This is a genomic window from Mammaliicoccus sp. A-M4 (genome assembly GCF_022386955.1).
Classification (GTDB): Bacteria; Bacillota; Bacilli; order Staphylococcales; family Staphylococcaceae; genus Mammaliicoccus; species Mammaliicoccus lentus.
Map to the genome: position 1 here is coordinate 61,420 of NZ_JAJNHH010000010.1, position 23,968 is coordinate 85,387.

At 30.9% G+C, this 23,968-nt stretch carries 26 protein-coding genes; 22 read left to right on the top strand and 4 right to left on the bottom strand.

Features of this window, described 5'->3' with window-relative positions; all coding sequences use genetic code 11:
* Positions 1-19: 19 nt before the first annotated feature.
* The 4 genes from rpoD to LQ682_RS09595 all read left to right on the top strand — a co-directional run bounded on the left by rpoD (position 20) and on the right by LQ682_RS09595 (position 3,397).
* Positions 20-1,129 (top strand): RNA polymerase sigma factor RpoD, encoded by a 1,110-nt coding sequence (rpoD, locus tag LQ682_RS09580; RefSeq protein ID WP_016998578.1) that lies wholly within the window; start codon positions 20-22, stop codon positions 1,127-1,129.
* 100 nt (positions 1,130-1,229) lie between these two features.
* Positions 1,230-1,586 carry a c-type cytochrome gene (locus LQ682_RS09585; RefSeq protein ID WP_103268834.1) on the top strand — a complete coding sequence of 119 codons (357 nt, stop codon included), beginning with the start codon at positions 1,230-1,232 and terminating at the stop codon, positions 1,584-1,586.
* A gap of 54 nt (positions 1,587-1,640) precedes the next feature.
* A complete protein-coding gene (locus LQ682_RS09590; RefSeq protein WP_103268833.1) occupies positions 1,641-2,306 on the top strand; it encodes a tRNA (adenine(22)-N(1))-methyltransferase in 666 nt (221 codons plus the stop codon).
* Positions 2,306-3,397: a Nif3-like dinuclear metal center hexameric protein gene (locus LQ682_RS09595; protein WP_239724169.1), complete on the top strand. Its 1,092-nt coding sequence runs from the start codon at positions 2,306-2,308 to the stop codon at positions 3,395-3,397. Before LQ682_RS09590 ends, LQ682_RS09595 begins: the two co-directional genes overlap by 1 nt.
* A 182-nt stretch (positions 3,398-3,579) precedes the next feature.
* On the opposite strand, the gene LQ682_RS09600 is transcribed toward LQ682_RS09595, so the two are convergent.
* A complete protein-coding gene (locus LQ682_RS09600) occupies positions 3,580-4,548 on the bottom strand; it encodes a 4-hydroxy-3-methylbut-2-enyl diphosphate reductase (protein WP_147640714.1) in 969 nt (322 codons plus the stop codon).
* A 147-nt stretch (positions 4,549-4,695) separates the two neighbouring features.
* Between LQ682_RS09600 and LQ682_RS09605 the strand changes: the two genes are divergently transcribed.
* The 5 genes from LQ682_RS09605 (at position 4,696) to LQ682_RS09625 (ending at position 9,612) form a co-directional block, all read left to right on the top strand.
* Entirely contained in the window at positions 4,696-6,030 is a 1,335-nt protein-coding gene (locus tag LQ682_RS09605) for a DEAD/DEAH box helicase (RefSeq protein ID WP_239724172.1), read from the top strand.
* A gap of 9 nt (positions 6,031-6,039) precedes the next feature.
* Complete coding sequence (locus tag LQ682_RS09610; protein WP_239724175.1) at positions 6,040-6,930, top strand: deoxyribonuclease IV; 891 nt, start codon at positions 6,040-6,042, stop codon at positions 6,928-6,930.
* A gap of 106 nt (positions 6,931-7,036) precedes the next feature.
* Positions 7,037-7,834, top strand: coding sequence for a metal ABC transporter ATP-binding protein (locus tag LQ682_RS09615; protein WP_239724177.1), 798 nt, complete (start codon positions 7,037-7,039; stop codon positions 7,832-7,834).
* A gap of 520 nt (positions 7,835-8,354) precedes the next feature.
* Positions 8,355-9,236, top strand: a complete 882-nt coding sequence (locus LQ682_RS09620; RefSeq protein WP_016998587.1) for a metal ABC transporter permease — start codon at positions 8,355-8,357, stop codon at positions 9,234-9,236.
* Positions 9,199-9,612, top strand: coding sequence for a Fur family transcriptional regulator (locus LQ682_RS09625; RefSeq protein ID WP_016998588.1), 414 nt, complete (start codon positions 9,199-9,201; stop codon positions 9,610-9,612). The genes LQ682_RS09620 and LQ682_RS09625 overlap by 38 nt, the downstream gene beginning before the upstream one ends.
* A 50-nt stretch (positions 9,613-9,662) precedes the next feature.
* Here LQ682_RS09625 and LQ682_RS09630 read toward each other — a convergent pair whose 3' ends face one another.
* The 3 genes from LQ682_RS09630 to LQ682_RS09640 all read right to left on the bottom strand — a co-directional run bounded on the left by LQ682_RS09630 (position 9,663) and on the right by LQ682_RS09640 (position 12,180).
* On the bottom strand, positions 9,663-10,226 hold the full coding sequence (locus tag LQ682_RS09630) for a 5' nucleotidase, NT5C type (RefSeq protein ID WP_064204530.1): 564 nt from the start codon (positions 10,224-10,226) through the stop codon (positions 9,663-9,665).
* A gap of 85 nt (positions 10,227-10,311) precedes the next feature.
* On the bottom strand, positions 10,312-11,385 hold the full coding sequence (gene ispG, locus LQ682_RS09635; RefSeq protein WP_174700891.1) for a flavodoxin-dependent (E)-4-hydroxy-3-methylbut-2-enyl-diphosphate synthase: 1,074 nt from the start codon (positions 11,383-11,385) through the stop codon (positions 10,312-10,314).
* A gap of 33 nt (positions 11,386-11,418) precedes the next feature.
* Positions 11,419-12,180 carry a DUF1189 family protein gene (locus tag LQ682_RS09640; RefSeq protein WP_016998591.1) on the bottom strand — a complete coding sequence of 254 codons (762 nt, stop codon included), beginning with the start codon at positions 12,178-12,180 and terminating at the stop codon, positions 11,419-11,421.
* A gap of 163 nt (positions 12,181-12,343) precedes the next feature.
* Between LQ682_RS09640 and LQ682_RS09645 the strand changes: the two genes are divergently transcribed.
* The 13 genes from LQ682_RS09645 to LQ682_RS09705 all read left to right on the top strand — a co-directional run bounded on the left by LQ682_RS09645 (position 12,344) and on the right by LQ682_RS09705 (position 23,963).
* On the top strand, positions 12,344-12,946 hold the full coding sequence (locus LQ682_RS09645; protein WP_016998592.1) for a superoxide dismutase: 603 nt from the start codon (positions 12,344-12,346) through the stop codon (positions 12,944-12,946).
* Between the two features lie 313 nt (positions 12,947-13,259).
* On the top strand, positions 13,260-15,254 hold the full coding sequence (locus LQ682_RS09650) for a peptidoglycan D,D-transpeptidase FtsI family protein (protein ID WP_239724203.1): 1,995 nt from the start codon (positions 13,260-13,262) through the stop codon (positions 15,252-15,254).
* A gap of 467 nt (positions 15,255-15,721) precedes the next feature.
* Entirely contained in the window at positions 15,722-16,675 is a 954-nt protein-coding gene (locus tag LQ682_RS09655; protein ID WP_103268830.1) for a PstS family phosphate ABC transporter substrate-binding protein, read from the top strand.
* Between the two features lie 66 nt (positions 16,676-16,741).
* Positions 16,742-17,671, top strand: coding sequence for a phosphate ABC transporter permease subunit PstC (pstC, locus tag LQ682_RS09660; protein ID WP_239724179.1), 930 nt, complete (start codon positions 16,742-16,744; stop codon positions 17,669-17,671).
* 1 nt (position 17,672) lies between these two features.
* Positions 17,673-18,575 carry a phosphate ABC transporter permease PstA gene (gene pstA / locus LQ682_RS09665; protein WP_064211047.1) on the top strand — a complete coding sequence of 301 codons (903 nt, stop codon included), beginning with the start codon at positions 17,673-17,675 and terminating at the stop codon, positions 18,573-18,575.
* 22 nt (positions 18,576-18,597) lie between these two features.
* Positions 18,598-19,440 (top strand): phosphate ABC transporter ATP-binding protein PstB, encoded by an 843-nt coding sequence (gene pstB / locus LQ682_RS09670; protein WP_017000224.1) that lies wholly within the window; start codon positions 18,598-18,600, stop codon positions 19,438-19,440.
* 1 nt (position 19,441) lies between these two features.
* The gene (gene phoU / locus LQ682_RS09675; RefSeq protein WP_103268829.1) at positions 19,442-20,089 is read left to right on the top strand and encodes a phosphate signaling complex protein PhoU; all 648 of its coding nucleotides are present in this window, start codon (positions 19,442-19,444) and stop codon (positions 20,087-20,089) included.
* Positions 20,090-20,165: 76 nt separating this feature from the next.
* Positions 20,166-20,315 (top strand): 50S ribosomal protein L33, encoded by a 150-nt coding sequence (rpmG, locus tag LQ682_RS09680; RefSeq protein WP_016911879.1) that lies wholly within the window; start codon positions 20,166-20,168, stop codon positions 20,313-20,315.
* A gap of 168 nt (positions 20,316-20,483) precedes the next feature.
* Positions 20,484-21,038 carry a 5-formyltetrahydrofolate cyclo-ligase gene (locus tag LQ682_RS09685; protein WP_064204534.1) on the top strand — a complete coding sequence of 185 codons (555 nt, stop codon included), beginning with the start codon at positions 20,484-20,486 and terminating at the stop codon, positions 21,036-21,038.
* Entirely contained in the window at positions 21,039-22,487 is a 1,449-nt protein-coding gene (locus LQ682_RS09690) for a rhomboid family intramembrane serine protease (RefSeq protein WP_239724181.1), read from the top strand.
* Between the two features lie 2 nt (positions 22,488-22,489).
* Positions 22,490-22,681, top strand: a complete 192-nt coding sequence (locus LQ682_RS09695) for a YqgQ family protein (protein ID WP_017000229.1) — start codon at positions 22,490-22,492, stop codon at positions 22,679-22,681.
* Positions 22,678-23,649: an ROK family glucokinase gene (locus LQ682_RS09700; RefSeq protein ID WP_239724182.1), complete on the top strand. Its 972-nt coding sequence runs from the start codon at positions 22,678-22,680 to the stop codon at positions 23,647-23,649. The genes LQ682_RS09695 and LQ682_RS09700 overlap by 4 nt, the downstream gene beginning before the upstream one ends.
* On the top strand, positions 23,649-23,963 hold the full coding sequence (locus LQ682_RS09705; protein ID WP_017000231.1) for an MTH1187 family thiamine-binding protein: 315 nt from the start codon (positions 23,649-23,651) through the stop codon (positions 23,961-23,963). The genes LQ682_RS09700 and LQ682_RS09705 overlap by 1 nt, the downstream gene beginning before the upstream one ends.
* Positions 23,964-23,968: the final 5 nt, after the last annotated feature.

The window sequence follows — 23,968 nt, forward strand, 5'->3', positions numbered from 1 at the left end:
ATAACCGGGAGGCCTATTCATGTCTGACAAAGAATTAAATAAAATCAATAGCGCTAACAATGAAGCAGTTTTAACAATTGAACAAGTTAAGCATCAATTAATTGAACAAGGTAAAAAAGCTGGACATTTAAGTCATGAAGAAATTGCTGATAAATTGCAAAATTATGAAATGGATTCAGATCAAATGGATGATTTCTTTGATTTGATCAATGAAAATGAAATCAATCTTATTAACGAAAAAGATTCTACTGATACTGATGATAAATTAAGTTTAAATGACTTAAGTGCTCCTCCAGGTGTAAAAATAAATGACCCAGTAAGAATGTACTTAAAAGAAATAGGACGTGTAAATCTATTAACAGCACAAGAAGAAATTGAATTAGCTAAAAGAATAGAAAAAGGCGATGAAGTAGCGAAGTCTCGTTTAGCTGAAGCGAACTTAAGACTTGTAGTAAGTATAGCTAAACGTTACGTTGGTAGAGGTATGTTATTCCTAGACCTTATTCAAGAAGGTAACATGGGTCTTATTAAAGCTGTAGAAAAATTCGACTTTAACAAAGGATTCAAGTTCTCAACTTATGCTACATGGTGGATTCGTCAAGCTATCACTAGAGCTATAGCTGACCAAGCACGTACTATACGTATTCCAGTACACATGGTAGAAACGATTAATAAATTAATTCGTGTTCAAAGACAATTATTACAAGATTTAGGTAGAGATCCATCACCAGAAGAAATTGGTGAAGAAATGGATTTACCACCAGAAAAAGTACGTGAAATCTTGAAAATTGCTCAAGAACCAGTGTCACTTGAAACGCCTATTGGTGAAGAAGATGACAGTCATTTAGGTGACTTTATAGAAGATCAAGATGCACAAAGTCCTTCTGACCACGCTGCTTATGAATTATTAAAAGAGCAATTAGAGGATGTTTTAGACACATTAACGGATAGAGAAGAAAATGTATTAAGATTACGTTTTGGTCTTGATGACGGTCGTACACGTACTTTAGAAGAAGTAGGAAAAGTATTTGGTGTAACAAGAGAACGTATTAGACAAATCGAAGCAAAAGCTTTACGCAAATTAAGACACCCATCAAGAAGTAAACGCTTGAAAGATTTTATGGACTAATTTGTAAAAGTTAATATTAATCCCAAAAAGCCTTTGACAATGCGTTGTTTTAATATAAAATATAATTGTATGAAGGTTTAATAAAAGGGAGGTTGTATGAATGAATCGTAATCCTGTTTTCCCGTTTATTCTGATTTTATTACTCGGTGTGGGATTAATATTCTTCATGTCAGCACATGGTGCTAACAAGGATGAAGAAAAAGAAGGCAAAGGTGGCGGTGAAAAAACTGAGAAGTTTGACGCTGCAACATTTGCAAAAGATAATTGTACAAGTTGTCATGGACAAAATCTTGAAGGTGGAATGGGTCCTAAATTAGCTGGTAGTTCTAATGACGCTGGTGAAATGAAAAAAATCATCCGTGATGGTAAAGGTTCAATGCCTGCGCATGACGAAGCGACTATTTCAGACAAAGATTTAGACACACTTGTCAAATATTTAAAAGAAGATGCTAAATAATAATAAAAAATCTTTTGCCTTGGCAAAAGATTTTTTTAATGAAAGGAAAATTTCATGATCCAAATAAATAAACGTTTAACAAAAGTTAGTGAGTACTTAAATCATAATAAATTAGCAGATATAGGATCAGACCATGCTTATTTGCCTATTTACGCCATTCAAAATAATTTAGTAAAAGAAGCTATCGCAGGGGAAGTTGTTAAAGGGCCATTTCTATCAGCTCAAAAAAACACCGAGTTACACGGACTTTCGAAGTCTATTGAGATAAAGTTAGGCGATGGATTAGAAGTTGTAAATGGTACGGTAGATGTTATTACAATATGTGGTATGGGTGGACCTTTAATTGCTCAAATATTAGATGAAGGTAAAGAAAAATTGATACATTACCCTGATTTAATATTACAAGCTAATATACATGCGTTACCAATTAGACAAGTATTGAAAAAGTTAGGATACAACATTGAAGCAGAGCAATTGATTAAAGATAAAAAGCATATATACGAGATTATTGTTGCTAAAAAAGGGAAAATGCAATTAAGTGAGAATGAATTAAAGTTTGGTCCTAAATTAATGATAGAAAAAGATGAATTATTTTATGAAAAATGGGAAAGAGAAATTGAATCTTTAGAGAATATTAGTAATCAGCTAAAAAATCATAAAGACCAAACTCGTTATAATGAAATACAGGCGCAAATAAAACAGATTAAAGAGGTGCTATGATGATTATTAAAGACTTATTACAAGTAATAGATAAGCATGTACCATTCTCAAGTAGTGAATCATGGGATAATGTAGGTTTGTTGATTGGTAACCAAGAAAATGAAGTGAATGGTATACTAACAACTCTCGATTGCACGAATGAAGTAGTAGATGAAGCAATTGAACAAAATATCAATACGATTATCGCACATCATCCTTTAATTTTTAAAGGTGTTCAAAACATCACAAATGATAGTTATGGACCGATTATAAGAAAATTAATCCAAAATGACATACAATTAATTGCCCTTCATACAAATTTAGATGTGTATGATAAAGGTGTAAGTTATATGATAGGTCAGAAAATAGGACTTACTAATGTGGAAATTTTAGATAAGCAAAATGAAACATATTATAAACTGCAAATATTTATACCAGATGAAAACGTAGAAGAAATGAAAAAGGCATTTGATAATCATCAATTAGCTCAAACAGAAGAATATAGTAATGTATTTTTCCAATCACAAGGTAAAGGCCAATTCAAGCCAAGTGAAAATGCTAATCCCCATATAGGTACATCTAATAAAACAAAAATAGTTTATGAAACGAAATTAGAGTTAATGATTGATGGGAAAGATAAAGCTTTAGCAACACGATTATTATACGAATATCATCCTTATGAGGAACCTGTTTTTGATTTTATTAAAATGGAGAAAGCTTCTTCAGTAGGTTTAGGTATTATAGGAGAATTACCACAAGAACTTTCTGTAGAGGATTTTGTTGGACATTATAAAACACAGTTAGATATACCAGCAGTTCGTTTTATAGGTGATAAAAAAGTTACTATTAAGAGAATTGCTATAGTAGGTGGAGCTGGTATTGGTTATGCTCATATCGCTAAAAATAAACAGGCTGATTTATTTATTACAGGCGATGTGAAACATCATGAAGCTTTAGATTCAATAATGGATGGTATAAACGTATTAGATGCCAATCACTATAGTGAATATGTCATGAAAGACGGATTAAAATCATTACTAGAAGATTGGACTAATGGTGAAATAAACGTTGTATCATCAAATATTAATACTGATCCTTACGAATATATGTAATAAACTATAAGTACAATTAATAGGTTTAATCAATTAGTCTGGGGCATTTGTTTGTGTCGCAGACTTTTTTTATTTAATTAATCCAATAAAACTTATCTATTTAATACTTACCTTATAAAAAAGCAGTGAAAAACTCCACCGATTTGAAATCTTTCACTGCAACTTATAATATTTAATCATTATTACTTCATAATTTCTACAGGCTTTGTTTTTTTAATTTTTGGTAATATTTTTTCAACTGGCACATTACTTTTAAGTTTTTCAACGTCAATATTTGTTGGGTCATAATTTTTAATATAATCAATTACTTCTTTAACAATTGGTGTAGGAGTGGAAGCACCTGCTGTTACTGCAACGGTACTTACACCTTGCAACCACTCAATTTTTAGTTCGCTTATATCTGAAATTCTATAGGCATTTGTATGTGCAATTTCTTTAGAGACTTGTGCTAATCTATTAGAGTTGTTACTTTTTGGGTCGCCAACAACAATTAATAAATCAGCTTGGTTTGCTTGGTTAGCAACAGCTTCTTGTCTAACTTGAGTCGCTAAGCAGATTTCTTCGTGTATTTCGATATTTGGATATTGTTCTTTTAATTCGTCCATAAGGTGTTTAACATCCCACTGAGACATTGTAGTTTGATTAGTTACGATTAATTTTTTATCTTTTAAAGACTCGGGTAAAGCATTAATATCATCAATTGTTTCAACTAAATGTACAATATCTGGTGCTACTCCTACTGCACCTTCTGGTTCTGGATGGCCTTTTTTACCTATATAAACAACGTTATAGCCATTTGATTTCATATTTCTAATTAATTGGTGTGTGTTTTCTACATCAGGACAAGTGGCATCAATACATACAAGCCCTTTTTCTTTGGCGCGACGTTTAACTTCTGGAGAAACGCCGTGCGCAGTAAATATAACAGTTCCATCGTTGATTTGTTCTAAAATTTCTAGTCTGTTTGGGCCATCTAAAGTAATAATACCATCAGATTCAAAAGCTTCAGTCACATGTTTATTATGAACAATCATACCTAAAATATATATCGGACGCGGTAACGTTTTATCTAATGAAGCATTTCGTGCAATAACCATGGCATCTACAACACCATAACAATATCCTCTAGGCGTTATTTTAACGATTTCCATACAAAGCCCCCCTTATTCTTAATCATTATAACAAGTGTCAAGAATGATTGAAACTAATTAAAGTATCAAAATAACCTTAAACTCTATCATATTACTTTCATTTACTATATAATATATGAAGTGAAAAAGAAACGAGGAGGGTCGCTTATGTCTAAGCATCCGTTTGAACATTTTCAATTAGAAAATGAATTAGTTGAGGCAGTTAAAGATTTGAAATTTAACCAGCCGACAGAAGTACAACGACGTGTAATACCAAAAATTAAAAAGGGTTCAAATATAATAGGACAATCACAAACTGGTACAGGTAAATCTCATGCATTTTTATTACCACTATTTGATAAAATAGATGTAGATTTAAAAGAACCACAAGTTATTATATTAGCTCCAACAAGAGAGTTAGCTAAACAATTGTATGACGCTGCATCTCATTTAGCGGAATATAAAAAAGGTATAAAAGTCAATTTATATATTGGTGGTACAGATAAATCAAGAGATATAGATAAGTCTAAGAACACGCCACAAGTTGTGGTAGGAACTCCAAATAGAATTGATGATATGGCTGTAGAAAAAGCATTAGATTTACATTTAGCAAAATCAGTAGTAATTGACGAAGCGGATTTAATGATTGATTTAGGATTTATGCCTAAAGTAGACAGCATTGCTAGCAGACTTGATAAATCTGCTCAAATTTCTGTGTTTAGTGCAACTATACCTAAAGCATTACATCCATTTTTAAATAAATATTTAGATAAACCTGAATTTGTTGAAATAGAAACAGAATCATCTAATAAAGATAATATAGATTTTTATTTAATACCTACTAAAGGTGAAGAGAAACAAGCGAAAATGTTAAAAGTAATGGACGTTATTAATCCATACTTAGCAATTATTTTTGCTAATAGTCGTGATAGAGCAAATGAGTTAGTGGCTTATTTATCTGAACATGGTTATAAAGTTGGTGTTATTCATGGTGGATTATCACCAAGAGAACGTACACAACAAATGAAACGTGTTAAGCAGTTAGACTTCGAATTTGTTGTTGCAAGTGACTTAGCTTCAAGAGGTATCGATATTGAAGGTGTAAGCCATGTTATTAACTATGACTTGCCAAAAGAAATTGACTTCTTTACACATAGAGTTGGTCGTACAGGTCGTGGAGACTATAAAGGTATTGCTATTACTTTATATACGCCTGATGAAGATGATTTAATTACGCAAATCGAAAAGAAAAACTATAAATTTAATCACGTTGATATAAAAAATGGTGAATTTGTCGAGATTAAAGATCGTCAAAAACGTACAAGACGTGTTAAAAAAGAAGATAATATAGAACAAAGTTTAAAACAAAGAATTAAACGTAACAAAAAAAATAAAGTAAAACCAGGATATAAAAAGAAATTCAAGAAAGAATTAGATGAGCTGAAATTCAAAGAGAAAAAAGCACATTCTAAACGTACAAAAAAGCAAAGTAGAAAAGGATAGGTGTCAGATATGTTAATTGGATCTCACGTTTCTATGAGTGGTAAGAAGATGTTACTTCAAGCAGCAGAGGAAGCTGCTAGTTATAATGCTTCAACATTTATGATTTATACTGGAGCGCCTCAAAACACACGACGCAAAAAAATAGAAGATTTAAATATTGAAAATGGTCAAGCAGCTATGAAAGAGTATGGCCTTTCAAATATTGTTGTTCATGCACCTTACATTATTAATATTGCGAATACAACGAAACCTGAAGTGTTTAATTTAGGCGTAGAATTTTTACAATCTGAAATTGAACGTACTGAAGCACTTGGGGCGAAAGATATTGTTTTACATCCAGGCGCTCACGTTGGGGCTGGAGAAGAAAAAGGTATTAAAAAAATTATAGAAGGTTTAAATGAAGTTTTAACTAACGATAATGATGTTCGTATTGCTTTAGAAACAATGGCAGGTAAAGGTTCAGAATGTGGTAAAACTTTCGAAGAACTTGCTCAAATCATTGATGGTGTAGAACATAACGAAAGGTTATCAGTATGTTTTGATACATGTCATACAAATGATGCTGGATATAATGTTAAAGAAGACTTTGACGGTGTATTAAATGAGTTCGATAAAATTGTAGGGCTTGATAGAATTAAAGTGCTACATGTTAACGATAGTAAAAACACACAAGGTGCTAGAAAAGATAGACACGAAAATATAGGCTTTGGTTCTATTGGCTATGATGCATTACATTATATTGTAAACCATGAAGCTTTCAATGACGTGCCAAAAATATTAGAAACACCATATGTCGGTGATGATAAGAAAAATAAAAAACCACCATATAAATTTGAGATTGAAATGATAAAGAATGGTACATTTGATCCAGATTTAAAAGATAAAATATTTAATCAATAATAAAAAAAGAATGCTAATCATATAGCATTCTTTTTTTATTCGTAAACATTACTATTTACATTTATAAATAATCGTTGTATAGTAATCTATTGACGAGGTGAATAATGTGGAAAATGAAACACCAATTTTCGAATTAAAAAACATAAGTTATAGTTATCCTAGTAAATTAGCATTAAGAGATATTAATATCCAAATATACAGAGGAGACTTTTTAGCTATTGTAGGTCCGAACGGATCAGGTAAGTCTACGTTATTAAAATTAATTTTAGGATTATTATCTTTACAAAAGGGTGATATATATATAAGTGGTAAAAAAATAAACCAATATAAATCATGGGAAAAAATAAGTTATGTATCTCAAAAATCTAACGCATTTAGTTCAGGATTTCCTGCAACTGTAAAAGAAGTTGTTATGAGTGGATTGACTAAAAATAAAGGTTTGTTTAAATGGTTTAATAAAGATGATGTAGCAAAAGTCGATGAAATATTAGAACGTTTAAATATAAGTAATTTAAAAAATGAAAATATAGCCCAATTATCAGGAGGGCAACAACAAAGAACTTTTATCGCACGTGCTTTAATATCTAAACCAAGCATTTTAATATTAGATGAACCAACTGTTGGTATAGATGCACGACACGTATCAGAATTCTATCAGTTATTAACACAACTGAAAGAAGAGGGAATCACAATTATTTTAGTAACACACGACATTGGTGTAGTTGCAGACACGGCAAGTAAAGTAGCATGCCTAAACCAACACATACATTTCCATGGAACAAGCGAATCATTCAAATCATTAGATGAAGTAGCTATTTCTAAAATATATGGACATCCAGTCCAGTTCGTAGACCATCAGCACGATAGAAGTTGTTGTGTTGAAGAAGAAGCCATAAGCGAATAGACAAAAAATATTGCGCATTACAAAATGTAATGTTACTATATAAATCTAAAAACACTCAGTAGCTTTGGGTGGTGTACTAAGTGTAAAATGTTAGGCCATAGATAATAATAGGTCTACTTTACCATAGCTTATTGAAGTTTAGTCGTTTGTGGTGCTACACAAGCGGCTATTTTTTATTACTATTTTAAAATAATACATTGAGGTTAAAACTTTATTTTATAAAACAATTAAGGTTGATTTAGTAATGAATACGATTTACACTACTAATAGTACTTTAAATGACTATAAAAATTATTAATAAAAAAGTAAGAATTGTGTAACTTAAATGAAAATGTTAGTTAATAGGATAAATATGATTTTAAGTGATTAGCTTCTTGCTACATAAACTAAAGTATAATAAACAAAACAAAAATGGTTAGGAGTTATGATATATGGAAGGTACACCCAATGATTCTAATGCGTATTGGGTTACGTATGAACAGCATACACAATCATATGAGCTCGAAAGGTCGTGCTGTGTATGATCGATGCTTTTATGAATTTTGATTTTATAAGATATTCGTTTATTAGTGGTATCCTTGTTGGGCTAATTGCGCCTTTAATTGGTGCTTTTATCGTTGTAAGAAGATTATCTCTTATCGCGGATGCATTGAGCCATGTGACGCTTGGTGGTATCTCTATGGGACTGTTCTTTATGAGCATTAGTCCAGTATTTGCTGCTGTAAATCCTATATGGTTCGGTATTATCTTTTCGATAGCAGGTGCTTTATTAATTGAAGAGTTAAGAACTGAATACAAACATTATCAAGAAATCGCGATACCAATTATTATGAGCGCAGGTATTGGAATAAGTGTTATTTTTATTTCTTTAGCTAGTGGCTTTAATCAAGATTTATTTGGTTATTTATTTGGATCAATTAGTGCTGTAAATTTAAGTGACTTATTTACGATATTGGCTATAACAATCATCGTATTAATATTTGTTATGTTACTGTATAAATCGCTTTTCGTTTTATCATTTGATGAAGAATATTCTCGAGTAATAGGGATGCCTAAGTGGATTCAATTATTATTCATTGTCATTGTAGCGCTAGTTATTTCCGCTTCAATGAGAGTTGTAGGAATATTATTAGTCAGTAGTTTAATGACTTTACCAGTTGCTACGAGTATGAGACTAGCAAAAGGCTTTAAACAACTAATAGGATTAAGTATCTTATTTGGTGAATTATCTGTAATACTGGGATTAATACTTTCATTCTATTTGAATATTTCTCCGGGTGGTATTATAGTAGGTTTATTGATAATAGAGTTATTAGGAAGTATTACTTATAGTAAAGTATTGATAAAAAAAGGAGGCTATCATCTTGAAAGTAGAAGAGGCCATTCAAATCTTGAAGAGTGAAGGACATAAATATACAAATAAACGCCGCGATATTATTTCATTATTTGTTAATGAAGATAAATATATAACGGCTAAATATATTCAAGAAGCTTTGAAAGATGATTACAAAGGTTTATCGTTTGATACTATCTATAGAAACTTATATTTATTTAAATCTCTAAATATTATAGAAAGTACGGAAATAGATGGAGAAATGAAGTTTAGAATTTCATGTCAGGATCATCACCATCATCACTTTATTTGTGAATCATGCGGAAACACAAAAGTTATTGATTTTTGTCCAATGGATGTAATCAAACAACAGTTAGGAAATGTTGAAATTACTTCACATAAATTAGAAGTATACGGTAAATGCGAAAATTGTAAAACGGGATAAATTAAAAGGACTTCTTCATTAGTTGTTAAATCTAGTGAAGAAGTCCTTTTTTATATTTTACTTAAAATGCTTGATACGTCATGCCAATTATTAATTCTATATATGCCTTTATTAAGTGATTTTTGATTATAAGGCGTATCGAATAAAAAGACCGGGATATTAAGCTTTTCGTTAATATCTAAAGCATTATCTAATTTATCTTCAAAGAATACATCAATACGTTGTTCTTTAGTAACCTTTAATTTATCGTGGCTCCCTGTTAATATGATTTGATCAAAAGGAATATTGTGTGTATCAAACCAAGTCTTAGTTATATCTTCTAAATAGTGGTGTCTGGCACTGATGTAATATAATTCATATTCGTGTTTTAGCTGGTTTAATATATCTTTAGCGCCTTCAGCAACTGGGGAATTTTGATATATATAAGATTCATTATTTTTGAACCAGTTTAACATTTCTTCTTCCTCACACTTTAATACATTAGCTAAATTGTATTCAGTTATATCTTCATAACGTAATTTCTCATTAAAATCTTTCTGTAAATAAGGAACGAAAGTTTTGGGACATGTAACTGTACCATCAATATCTATTCCTAATCTTGGTTTCCGAGTCATTTAAATCACCTTTTTATAAATTTAATAAAAACACAATAAATAAAATTTATTGTGCCTTAATTTGTTTTTCCTGTTTTGTTGAACTTTATGCTTTTTCCATTTCTATTGCCAGTTTATCGATTTCTTTTTTTAATTCTTCCACCATTGTTTCTTCTGGCACTTTTCGAACTGTTTTACCTTTCATGAATAAAAGTCCTTCTCCACGTGCTCCAGCTATACCTATATCAGCTTCACGAGCTTCGCCAGGACCATTTACTGCACAACCCAATACCGCTACTTTTAAAGGTACTTGAAGGTTAGAAATGTATTCTTCAACTTCGTTGGCAATGGATATTAAATCAATTTCAATACGTCCACAAGTAGGGCATGCAATTAAAGTAGCCGCATTACTAGCTAAGCCGAAAGCTTTAAGTAAAGATTTAGCTACTTTAACTTCTTCAACTGGATCGGCAGATAATGAAATTCGACAAGTATTTCCAATGCCTAGACTTAAAATAGCCCCTAAACCTGCTGATGATTTAACAGTACCATTAAATAACGTACCACTTTCTGTAATACCTAAATGTAATGGGTAATCAAAAGCTTGTGCTGCTTTAGTATAAGCTTCTATAGCTAAGTTAACATCACTAGCTTTCATAGATACGATAATATCATGAAAATCTAAATCTTCTAGTATTTTAATATGGTGTAATGCGCTTTCTACCATACCATCTGCAGTAGGGTAACCATATTTTTTTATAATATGTTTTTCTAAAGAGCCTGCATTAACGCCAATTCTTATTGGAATATTTTTTTCTTTACATGCTTTTACAACGGCTTCTACCTTTTCTCTTCTACCTATATTACCAGGATTGATACGAATCTTATCAGCACCGTTTTCAATTGCAATTAATGCTAATTTATAATTGAAATGTATATCTACGACAAGTGGAATGTTAATTTGTGACTTTATGTCTTTAATAGCATAAGCATCTTCTTCGTTAGGACAAGCTACACGGACTATTTGACAACCTGCTTCTTCTAAACGTTTGATTTCTGCTACTGTTGCTTCAACATCATGTGTTTTAGTAGTCGTCATACTTTGAATAACGACTTCATCAGAACCGCCTATTGTTAAATTGCCCACTTTAACTGGCTTCGTTTTAGTACGATGAGTGATTTGTGACATGATAAGACCCCTTTATTTAATTTATTATTGTTTAAGACTAGCACGTTTCTTTCCGTTTGGTAAATAATACGCCGTAACAATAATGCCCACAATTATTATACACCATGATACAAACATTAATAAAGCGTTCCCAATAAGAATACCTAATAATAAGACTAAAGTAGGGATAGATATAATAAATGTTATCATTTTAAACCAAGTCATATATCTAGATTTTTTATTTAACAGGATACTAATTAAGTGACCTATAAAAGCAACTATAGCAATTTTAAATGAAATACTCATAAATTGTATAAACAATAATAGTAAGATAATGATAGAGAAATAAAAATATTTGGAAGCATTAATAGTATCGATAAAACTAGATAAATCCTTTTCATCATGAATTACACTTGATAAAGAACCATAACTTATTTTAGTATGATCATTATAATTTGAAATTTCTATGTCCTGTGGTTTAAAGACGACTAGATGTTCGGGTTTCATTTTAAATTGTTGTGATTTAGTAAATACAATAGAATGTTTATCATTTAGTTTAATGATTTTTTCTTCAGACAGTTTCATTTCATTATTATGTATTTTAAACTTAGGAATTTCATCAACTTCTTCGTGAGCTAATGTAGATATATTTTGAGTGATTTGAAAATACTGAATAGTATTCGGTATAATTAGAATTATACTCAGTAGTAATATATGTAGAAAAACATATCTCAATTTAGTAATTCTATACATGGGATATTTTTTTGGATGCTTAATCAATCTCTTTAATTCATTAACATATTGCATGCGTTCACCTCATTCTTAATTAATAATAATGATAAATCGATTTAAGTGCAACATGATTAAATACTAAACTAAATATTTTGAATATTAATAAACAAAAGATTTGTTTAAATAGAATAAACTTGATAAGATAAGTATGTAAAACAAATGAGGAGGATGATTATTTATGGCTTTTGAATTACCAAAATTACCATATGCGTATGATGCATTAGAACCACACATCGATAAAGAGACAATGGAGATTCATCATACGAAACACCATAACACTTATGTAACAAAACTAAATGATGCAGTTAAAGGTACTGACTTAGAAAGTAAATCTATTGAAGATATTATTAAAAACTTAAATTCTGTACCAGATGATATCCGTACTGCAGTTCAAAACAATGGTGGCGGACATTACAATCACTCATTATTCTGGGAGATGTTAACTCCAAATGCTTCTGAACCATCAGGCGAAGTAGTAGATGCAATCAGTTCTACTTTCGGTTCATTAGACAAATTTAAAGAAGAGTTTGCAGCAGCAGCAGCTGGACGCTTCGGTTCAGGTTGGGCATGGTTAGTTGTAGATAACGGTGAATTATCAATCGTTTCAACTCCAAACCAAGATAACCCATTATCTGAAGGTAAAATTCCTGTATTAGGATTAGATGTTTGGGAACACGCTTACTACTTGAAATACCAAAATAAACGTCCAGATTATATCAGTGCATTCTGGAATGTTGTAAATTGGGATAAAGTAAACGAATTATACCAAGCAGCAAAATAATTTATTAATAGAGTCCGGGGCATAATTAATTGTCCCGGACTTGTTTTTTATTGGCAGTAGTTGATTGGATTGAAATTCTCTTATATCAAGCTTTTTTCATTCCTAATCATCCAAGCTGGGGTGAGATAACGAAATCTTTTTAGAAAAAAGAGATTTTCCTCTCGCTCTCTTTTTTTATAAAATTTCAACTATATCAATGGCATTGTTAGCTATAATCATATATTATGAAAGTATTATATTAGAGTTGAAAAGGTAGGTTTAGTTCTTGAAACGATTAAAAAAGAAATCTAAAGAAGAAGAATTTCGACTTTTAATGAATAAACGCGTAAGTATCATCTTAGGGATAGTTGTCATTTTATTCTCAGTCTTAATTATGCGATTAGGGTATTTACAAATTGTAAAAGGTGCTGAGTATAAGAGAACAATTGATAGTACAGAATCAATAACTGTGAACGAGTCGGTCCCTAGAGGTCGAATTTACGATAGAAATGGAAAAGTACTAGTCGATAATGAATCTAAGAAAGCAATTACATATACAAGAGATAGAAGAACGAGTCAGGATGATATTTTAGATATTGCAGAAAAATTATCTCATTTAATAAAAATGGATACTTCTCGTATCACAGATCGAGATAAACAAGATTACTGGATTATCAAAAATCAAGATAAAGTGCAAAAACTTATGAAAGATGAACAAGCACTTTTCTCTGACGGTAACATAAGTCAAGATGATTATGATGAAGCTTTATACAATAAAGTGACGAAGAAATATACAGATGAATTATCTAAAGACGATTTACAAGTTTTAGCTATTTTTAGAGAAATGAATTCAGGTTCTCAGTTAAGCCCGGTAGTCATAAAAAATGAAGATGTAGGCAATGAAGAATATGCAGCAGTATCTCAACATTTATCTGAATTACCAGGTGTTAATACGACAATGGACTGGGAAAGAAGATATCCATATGAAGAAACACTAAGAACATTATTTGGTGATGTTTCTAGCAAAGAGGAAGGTTTACCGAAAGAATTAGTAAACGACTATTTATCAAAAGGATATTCAAGAAACGATAGAGTAGGTAAATCATATTTAGAATACCAATATGAAGATATTCTAAAAGGTTCTAAGAAAAAAATGAAATACGTTACTGATAAATCCGGAAAAATAACAAGTTCTGAAGTTATATCTGAAGGGTCTAGAGGTAATGATCTTGTCTTAACAATCGATATAGATTTACAGAAAAAAGTTGAAGAATATGTTGATAAACATATAGAATCATTACGAAATAAAGGTGCCAAAGATATGGATCGAGTGATGGTTGTTGTACAAGACCCAAGAAATGGTGATGTACTTGCAATGGCAGGTCGAGATATTGATGAAAATGGCAAAATTACTGACAATCATATCGGAAATATTACAAGTCAATATACAGTTGGTTCATCTGTAAAAGGCGCTACTTTATTAGCGGGTTATCAAAACGATGCATTAAAAATTGGAGATTCAATGGTCGATGAACCATTAAAATTTAGTGGTGGTTTAACAAAACGTTCTTACTTTAACCAAGATGGTACGAAGAGAATAACAGATGCTGAAGCACTTATGCATTCATCTAACGTGTTTATGTATAAAACAGCATTATTATTAGCGGGAACACCATATAATAGTGGTATGTCATTACCATCTGATGTGGAAGAAGCCGGTATTAAATTAAGAAAAGGGTTAAACCAAGTAGGGTTAGGTGTTAAAACAGGTATAGATTTACCAAATGAAACAGCAGGTCAAATCGAACCTATTAAAGATAATCCAGGTAATTATATTGATTTAGCAATTGGACAATTTGATACTTATACACCAATACAATTATCACAATATGTTTCTACAATAGCTAACGATGGTTACCGCTTAAAACCACACTTAGCAAAAGAAATTAGAAATTCTACTAATGAAGATTCACTTGGACCTATTAAGAAATCATTTAAAGGTGAAGTGATGAACAAAGTAAACAATAATGATAAAGAAATAAAACAAGTCCAAAAAGGTTTCGATATGGCATTTAATAAAGAAGAAGGAACAGGGTATTCTAGTTTCCATGATACTGTAGTTAGATCAGCAGGTAAGACTGGAACAGCAGAAGTATTTAAAGATGGTAAACCACAGGTTAACTCAACATATGTAGGATATGCACCAGCTAAAGACCCTGAGTTATCATTCTCAATCACATATACAAACCAACCAGTACCAGAACCATGGTTACCAGGTGGGGACTTAGGTAGAGATATCATAAATTATTACTTTAAAGATAAGAAGTAATTCATAAAGAGGCTGAGACAAATAAATTGTCTCAGCCTCTTATTTGTGTAATTAAAGTAGCGAATGTTGCAAGACGAGGTCCACGTGCAACATAATTAACCAATCTATTACTCGCACTTATTGTTTATGAAGAAATAAGAAGAGAGTGGATACTCTAGGCAAGCATGCACGAACAAAATTGAAGTTTATATAAAAATAATATCTCATTTCTAATTGAATAAATCAGTAAAGTGAGGACTTATTTATTTTGAGTGAGGATTTATATTCCAAGCTCCTCTTTTATTTTATCAGCTATATTTAGCTGTTTTATGCCTTTTCGCCTTATATTTGTCACAACTAATGACGATATAAACGCTTTCATAACGTCTTAACACAAACTTTACATTAGGTTTATTTGTAATTAATAAAGTAATTGTAAAGTGAAGATGTAATAAAGATTAAGGGTGTAATTAATAGGAGGATTTGACATGAAAAAATGGCAATTGATTGGAACTACAACTGCATTAAGTTCTGCACTATTATTAGGTGCTTGTGGAGGCGCAGCAGAAAAATCTAGTTCAGGAGAAAGCAAATCTTCTGGAGACGATAAATTAAGTGGTGAAGTTAAAGGTGATGGTTCTTCAACAGTAGCACCTGTAATGGAAAAAATAAATGAAGAATTCTCAAAGGATCAGCCTGATGTGTCAGTATCAATCGGGGTTTCGGGAACTGGTGGAGGATTTGAAAAATTTATCGCTGGTGAAACAGACTTTTCGAATGCATCTCGAGAAATTAAAGATGAAGAAAAAGAGAAACTTAAAAAAGAAAACATAGAATATACAGAATTTAAAGTAGCTCAAGATGGTTTAACAGTAGCAGTTAATAAAGAAAATGATTTTGTAGACGAATTGAGTAAAGATGAACTAGCAAAAATTTATAATGGTGAAGCTAAAACTTGGAAAGATGTAAATTCTAAATTCCCAGATAAAAAAATAAAAGCTTTTTCACCAGACCAATCTCACGGTACTTACGATTTCTTTAGTGAAGAAGTATTAGATGAGAAAGATTTAAAATCAGAAAAAAATGCTGATACAAACGTTATTGTTAAATCAGTGCAAGATAACAAAGATTCAATTGGGTTCTTTGGATATAACTTCTATCAAGAAAATAAAGATTCATTAAAAGCAGTGAAAATTAAAGACGATAAAGATAAAGCAATAGTACCAGAAGAAAAAACAATAAATGATAATTCTTATCCTTTAAGTAGACCATTGTTTGTATACGCTAAAAATAAATCACTAGAAGAAAATGATGCATTCCACGGATTTATGGAATATGTAATTGAACATTCTAAGAAAGCATCTAAAGATGCAGGATATGTTCCACTTAAAGATGAAGAATATGACAAAGATAAAGAAACATTAGAAAAGTTTAAAAAATAAATAAAAATCAATCAAAGCTAAGGGCGTCTTAATGTCGCCCTTTTTCAAAATGAAGGAGTCAATTGTATGAAAGAACAAACTTCTGTTCAAGAATTAATAAAGAAAAATAATAATAATAAAGGAAAAGTATTTGCTGATAAAGCAGTTCCAATTGTATTGCTACTTATTGCCTCTGTTTCAGTACTTACAACTATCGGGATATTATTTACACTTTTAACTGAGACAGTAACTTTCTTTACAAGAGTAAATCCAATGGAATTCCTACTATCAAAAGAATGGGCGCCGTTTTCTTCTGATCCTAAATACGGAATTTTCTCTCTAATTCTCGGTACTTTAAAAGTAACTGCAGTTGCAACAGTCTTTGCTGTACCAGTTGGATTAGGAACAGCACTGTATTTAAGTGAGTATGCATCGGATAAATCAAGAAGAATTATTAAGCCGATTTTAGAAATTTTAGCGGGTATACCAACTATTGTTTATGGTTTCTTTGCTTTAACTTTTGTTACACCAATATTAAGAAGCGTTTTCCCAGAATTAGGCAGCTTTAACTCAATTAGTCCAGGTTTAGTCGTGGGGGTCATGATTATACCAATGATTACAAGTATGAGTGAAGATGCTATGAGTTCAGTACCTGATTCTATTAAAGAGGGTGCATTAGGTTTAGGAGCTACTAAATTTGAACTTGCTACAAAAATAGTGTTTCCTGCAGCGTTATCAGGCATCATTGCTTCAATTGTATTAGCGATTTCTAGAGCAATTGGGGAAACAATGATTGTTTCACTAGCAGCTGGTAGCACACCGGATTCATCATTTAGTTTAATAGGTTCTATACAAACCATGACAGGGTTTATTGTTCAAGTTGCAACTGGTGACGCAACATATGGTTCTGATATTTATTACAGTATATATGCGGTTGGTTTCACATTGTTCTTATTCACATTTATTATGAACATCATTTCTCAGTGGGTAACGAAGCGCTTTAGAGAGGAGTATTAATATGTCGAATACAAATTTAGTAGATCAATCAATAGTTCGCAAAAAATTACCTACTAGGCTAATGAAAAATAAAGTTATTAAAAGTGTATTTTTAATTTGTACACTAATAGGTTTAGTCGTATTAGCTATTTTGTTATTTGATATATTTAGAAAAGGAATGACACATCTTAATGTGGATTTCTTTACTAATTTCTCATCTACGACACCAAGCAGTGCAGGTATTAAAGGTGCGTTAATTGGTACACTTTGGTTAATGATGACGATTGCACCAATATCTATCATTCTTGGAGTAGGAACAGCTATATACATGGTGGAATATGCTAAAGAAAATTGGTTCACAAAATTCATTAGAGTGAACATCTCTAACTTAGCAGGTGTACCATCAGTAGTCTTTGGTTTATTAGGGCTAACAATATTTGTTCGAGGCGCAGGATTTGAGAATTTATCATTAGGGAAATCGGTAATAGCAGCAGCACTAACGATGTCTTTAATGATATTGCCAATTATCATTGTAGCTAGTCAAGAAGCGCTAAAATCAGTGCCTTCGTCTATTAGAGAAGCTTCTTTAGGCTTAGGCAGTACTAAGTGGCAAACAATTAAAAATGTTGTATTGCCAGCTTCTATACCAGGAATATTAACTGGTACCATATTAGCTTTATCGAGAGCGTTAGGAGAAACTGCTCCATTAGTAGTAATCGGTATACCAGCCATATTAATGAAAACACCAAATAGTATATTTGATTCATTCCAGGCCTTACCAATGCAAATATACAACTGGGCTAAACTGCCACAAGCTGAATTTCAATTGGTCTCATCAGCGGCAATTATTGTATTGTTAATCATACTCATAATAATGAACTCAATAGCTATATATATTAGAAATAAATATCAACGTAAACTTTAAATCAAAATGAAGAGGGGTCATAATGATGACAGACGTTAAAATAAGAGAGTTATCTCAAAATGCTACATCAAATGAAAACTTAGAAAATAAAAAGATTATAGAACAAGAAAAAAATATTGTATACAAAACAAACAATTTAGATTTATGGTATGGTGATTTCCATGCTTTAAAAAATATAAATTTAGATATTGCTGAAAATGAAGTTACAGCAATTATAGGACCATCTGGTTGTGGTAAATCAACTTATATCAAAACGTTAAATCGTATGATTGAATTAATTCCAAGTGTAAAAACATCTGGAGAAATTATTTATAGAGATAAAAATATTTTTGATAAGAAATATAGTGTTGAAGAATTAAGAACGAATGTTGGTATGGTGTTCCAAAAGCCAAATCCATTCCCTAAATCAATATATGATAACATAACTTATGGACCTAGAATTCATGGTATTACAGATAAAAAAATTCTTGATGAAATTGTAGAACGTTCTTTAAAAGGCGCTGCAATTTGGGACGAGTGTAAAGATAAATTAGATCAAAATGCTTACAGTTTATCTGGGGGACAACAGCAAAGAATTTGTATTGCACGTTGTTTAGCAATAGAACCTGATGTTATTTTAATGGATGAACCTACATCGGCTTTAGATCCAATATCAACTCTTAAAGTTGAAGAGTTAGTACAAGACTTAAAATCAAAATACTCTATCATTATTGTTACACATAACATGCAACAAGCAGCTAGAATTTCTGATAAAACAGCTTTCTTCTTAAATGGATACGTAAATGAATTTGATAACACTGACAAAATCTTTTCTAATCCGGCTGACAAACAAACTGAAGATTACATTTCAGGGAGATTTGGTTAATATGGTTATAAGAGAAAAGTACGAAGGCGAACTGAAAGCACTTATAGAAGATTTATTTGAATTAGGTAAAGAAGTATATAATATGATAGAACAGTCTGTGTCAGTGTTAAGCGATGAAGATAAAAAAAACGCTAGAGCACTTATTGCTTATGATAGTAAAATTAATAAAATGGAATATGATATTAATGAAAAAGTAGTAATATTAATTACAAAACAACAACCAATGGCTACAGATTTGCGCGTTATGATTTCTGCACTTAAAATTGCTTCTGAACTAGAAAGAATGGCGGACAACTCAACGAACATTGCTCAAATTAGGAAGCGTGTTATTATTACTGATTATTTTATTCTTACAAGATTAAAAACAATGGGTAAATTAGCGATGTTAATGTTAAAAGATTTAGAAAATGCAATTCGAAATAAAGATATATTATTAATCAAAGAGATTATTGAAAGAGATACAGATATTGATGATTTGTATAGAGAAATTAGTAATACAACTTATTTAATAGATGATGATCCATTTATTTCGACTCAAGCACATTTAGCTGCAAGGTATTTAGAAAGAATAGGCGACCATATAAAAAATATAAGTGAAAGTTGTTATTACTATATAACAGGTGAACACTATGAATCTATTGAAAAATAATACTGGAATTCTGTAACCATAGATGGTATTATAAAAAGGTCGTATATTAATTGAAATAAGAACAGGAGGGTTCATCATGCGCGTAAACGTAACTTTAGCATGTACTGATTGTGGTGAAAGAAACTACATCTCTAAAAAGAATAAACGTAATAACCCAGAGCGAATCGAAATGAAAAAATATTGTGCTCGCGACGGTAAACACACTCTTCATAGAGAAACTAAATAATAAAACGAATGAAAACACATGGCTATTTTATAGTTATGTGTTTTTTATTTTTATATAATGAAAATGAATTTATAAGGTGCAACAACTACCTTACCCTGTATTTCTTATGTTATTATTAAAGGTGTCTAACGTGGTTTTAAATAATTTATTTAGGAAGTGTAGAAGGCCATGACTACTAAAAAATTACTTAGAAAAAAAGTGCTTCAAGAAATGAAAGAACAAACTAAAGCTCAAAAATTAACTTTTGATGAAGATTTATATGAACAATTATTTAAACATGATTATTTTATACAAGCTAAATCTGTAGCAATTGTTTTGAGCATGGACCATGAAGTGAATACGGATCCTATTATCGAAGAATTGCTTAAATTAAATAAAGAAGTTTATGTACCGACGACAAATTACTTAACAAAAGAAATGAAGTTTCAGCGATTATACGATATGAATTCTATATCATTCGATTCAAAAGGAATAAGATTTATTACTAAAGAAACGGAAATAAGTGATGATATCGATTTAATTATTGTACCTGGTGTTGTATTTCGTCATGATGGTTATCGGATTGGTTATGGTGGAGGATATTTTGACAAATATCTTGCGGATTATACTGGTTCAACTTTAAGTTTAGTATATCCAATACAAATTCATGGTTTTGATATAGAAAGTCATGATGTACCAGTACAAGAATTATTATTACCAAGAGAAGTATATGGAGAAAAATAAATGGAAAAATTAAAAAGAATGTGGAAGTCGATTTATTATTTAGTGTACACAGAAGGTTATACAATATTATCAATTGATGAGGATAATGACGAAATTTGGCTGACTCATGAAGCTAAAAAAACAGTTAAACGATTTATATATAAAACACCAACTCATCAAGAAGTGGACTTTGACTTTAAAAAAGTCACAGACCATCTTAGTAATTTAATAGAGTTTATAGGGTTTAGTTTTGAACAGTTAGATGTATTTTATATATCTGATAAAGAGATGGACTTAACAGAGTTTAAGCAAACTAGTCGTCCTAAAATTAAATACTATGTTATTAATGAAATTAAAGATTTTGAGAAAGTAACATCACATGTAGTGACAAAACATCAAATTAAACGTAATAAATTAATGTCTGTTACAACATATAAAAATAAATTATTAAACGCTAGTTTTATAGATAAATTTATGTTGAAATTTTCACCAGTAACATATTTTTTAATCGCAACTAATGTCATTGTATGGTTATCAATAGTTCTAGTGTTTAAGCGAGATTCACAAATTAGCTTAATAGATTATGGAGGACTCGTTCATTTCAATGTGGTGCATGGCGAATGGTATAGATTGTTTACCTCCATGTTTTTACATGCAGACATCACACATTTACTTATGAATATGTTCTCGTTAATCGTATTTGGTAAATTGATAGAAGGAGCCATAGGTTCTATAAAGATGGGGACGATATACTTAATTTCCGGTTTATTCGCTGGCATCGTTTCTTTAAGTATTGATACAACTTCTATTTCGATTGGTGCTAGTGGCGCAATATTCGGGTTAATTGGTGCGTTTATCGTTTATCTATTTACTAAAAGTAATATTAATAAACAATTTGTTTTACAAACATTTATAGGTATTTTGATTATTTCATTATTTACGTTATTCATAAATAATGTTAACCATTTTGCTCATTTAGGTGGATTTATCGGTGGTGCTATCATTATGTATTGCATTCAAAAATGGATGGACAACGATAAGCGTAAATGGTTATATTTCATTGGATTTTTCGTATTAACTATTATTCTCATAATCGTAATTTTTAATAGGCAACAACATTATATTTATGATGAATTAACGAAAGATGCTATGAATCAAGGGAATTTTAATAGCGCTGAAAAGATGATTACACATATAAAAAATAAGCACTTTGAGTCAGATGAAACATATATACTTAGCGGTCTAATTAAAGCTAATGATAAGTCATTAGACGAGGCTATACTAGAATGGGAAAAAGGATTAAAAGCTTTTCCAGACTCAGCAGATTTAAATTATCAACTCGCATTAGGTTATCGTGCAAAAGATGATTACGATAAAGCAGAGAAATTTAATGATAAAGCGATAAAATTAAATGGAAATAATAAAAATTACAGTGCTTTGAAAAAAGAAATCGCAGCATTTAGGAGTTAAAGATGAATAATTTATATGATGTACAACAATTGTTGAAAAAATTTGGTTATATAATATATTTTAAAAATGAAGATGATCAATTAGAAATGATGGAGCAAGAAATTAAAGATTTATACAAATCGATGTTAATTTCGAAGGAAACATTTTTACAAGCAAGATTAATTATAAATCAGAGAAGGATTGAAAATAAATGACATATATACTATCAGCTGATATTGGCGGAACTACTTGTAAATTAGGGATTTTCGATGAAAAATTAGACATAGTTGAAAAATGGGAAATAGCGACTAATAAAGCAGGGGAAGGAATATTAGAGAATATCTCCGATTCTTTCAACGTACATTTAAAAAAACATGATATTACTTTATCAGACGTACTTGGGATGGGAATTGGAGTACCTGGGCCAATAGATTTTGATAATGGCATAGTTCATGGAGCGGTCAATTTAAATTGGACAGGTAAAATTGAAGTTAGAAAAATCATGCAACAATATTTTGATGGCCCAATTTATGTAGATAATGATGCTAATGTAGCTGCTTTAGGAGAGAAGTTTAAAGGTGGCGGACAAAACGAAAGTGATGTTGTTTGCATCACATTAGGAACTGGTGTTGGAGGTGGAATCGTCTCTAACGATGAATTAGTTCATGGACATAATGGTTCGGGAGCTGAAATTGGGCATTTCGTAGTAGATCATGAAAAAAGGTTCCGATGTAATTGTGGTATGAAAGGTTGCTTAGAAACTGTAGCTTCTGCTACTGGTGTTATTAATTTAGTACACCATTATTATTCAAATATGAGTGTTAAATCTAGTATCCACGACTTAATCACAACTAAAAATATTTCAGCAAAAGATGTTTTTGATGCAGCAAAAATAGGAGACGAGTTTAGTTTATTTATAATTGATAAAGTTGCTAATTATATTGCGTATGCGGCAAGTATTATGAGTGTCATGAGTAACCCTAAATATATTATAATTGGGGGAGGCGTTAGTAAAGCCGGTGATATTTTAATTGAATATATCAATGAGCATTATGAAAAAATGACGTTCAAGCCTGCTAAAGAAGACACAGAAATTGTTGTTGCGAGTTTAGGTAACGATGCAGGGATTATTGGTGCAGCAGCATTGATTAAAACATATGTAATAGATAAGGAGAATGCATAATGGCAATTGTAGATGTCGTAGTAATTCCAGTCGGGACTGAAGGACCAAGTGTAAGTGAGTATATCGCTGATATTCAATTAATTTTGGAAAAACATAAAGAAGCTGGTAAAATAGATTTTCAATTAACACCAATGAACACATTAATTGAAGGTGACTTAAAAGATTTATTAGAAGTTGTACAAGAGATTCATGAAAGTCCATTTAATAAAGGACTAGATAGAGTTTGTACAAATATTAGGATTGATGATAGAAGAGACAAATCGAGAAAAATGAATGAAAAATTAGATTCAGTACAAAGACATTTAGACAAATAAAAAAA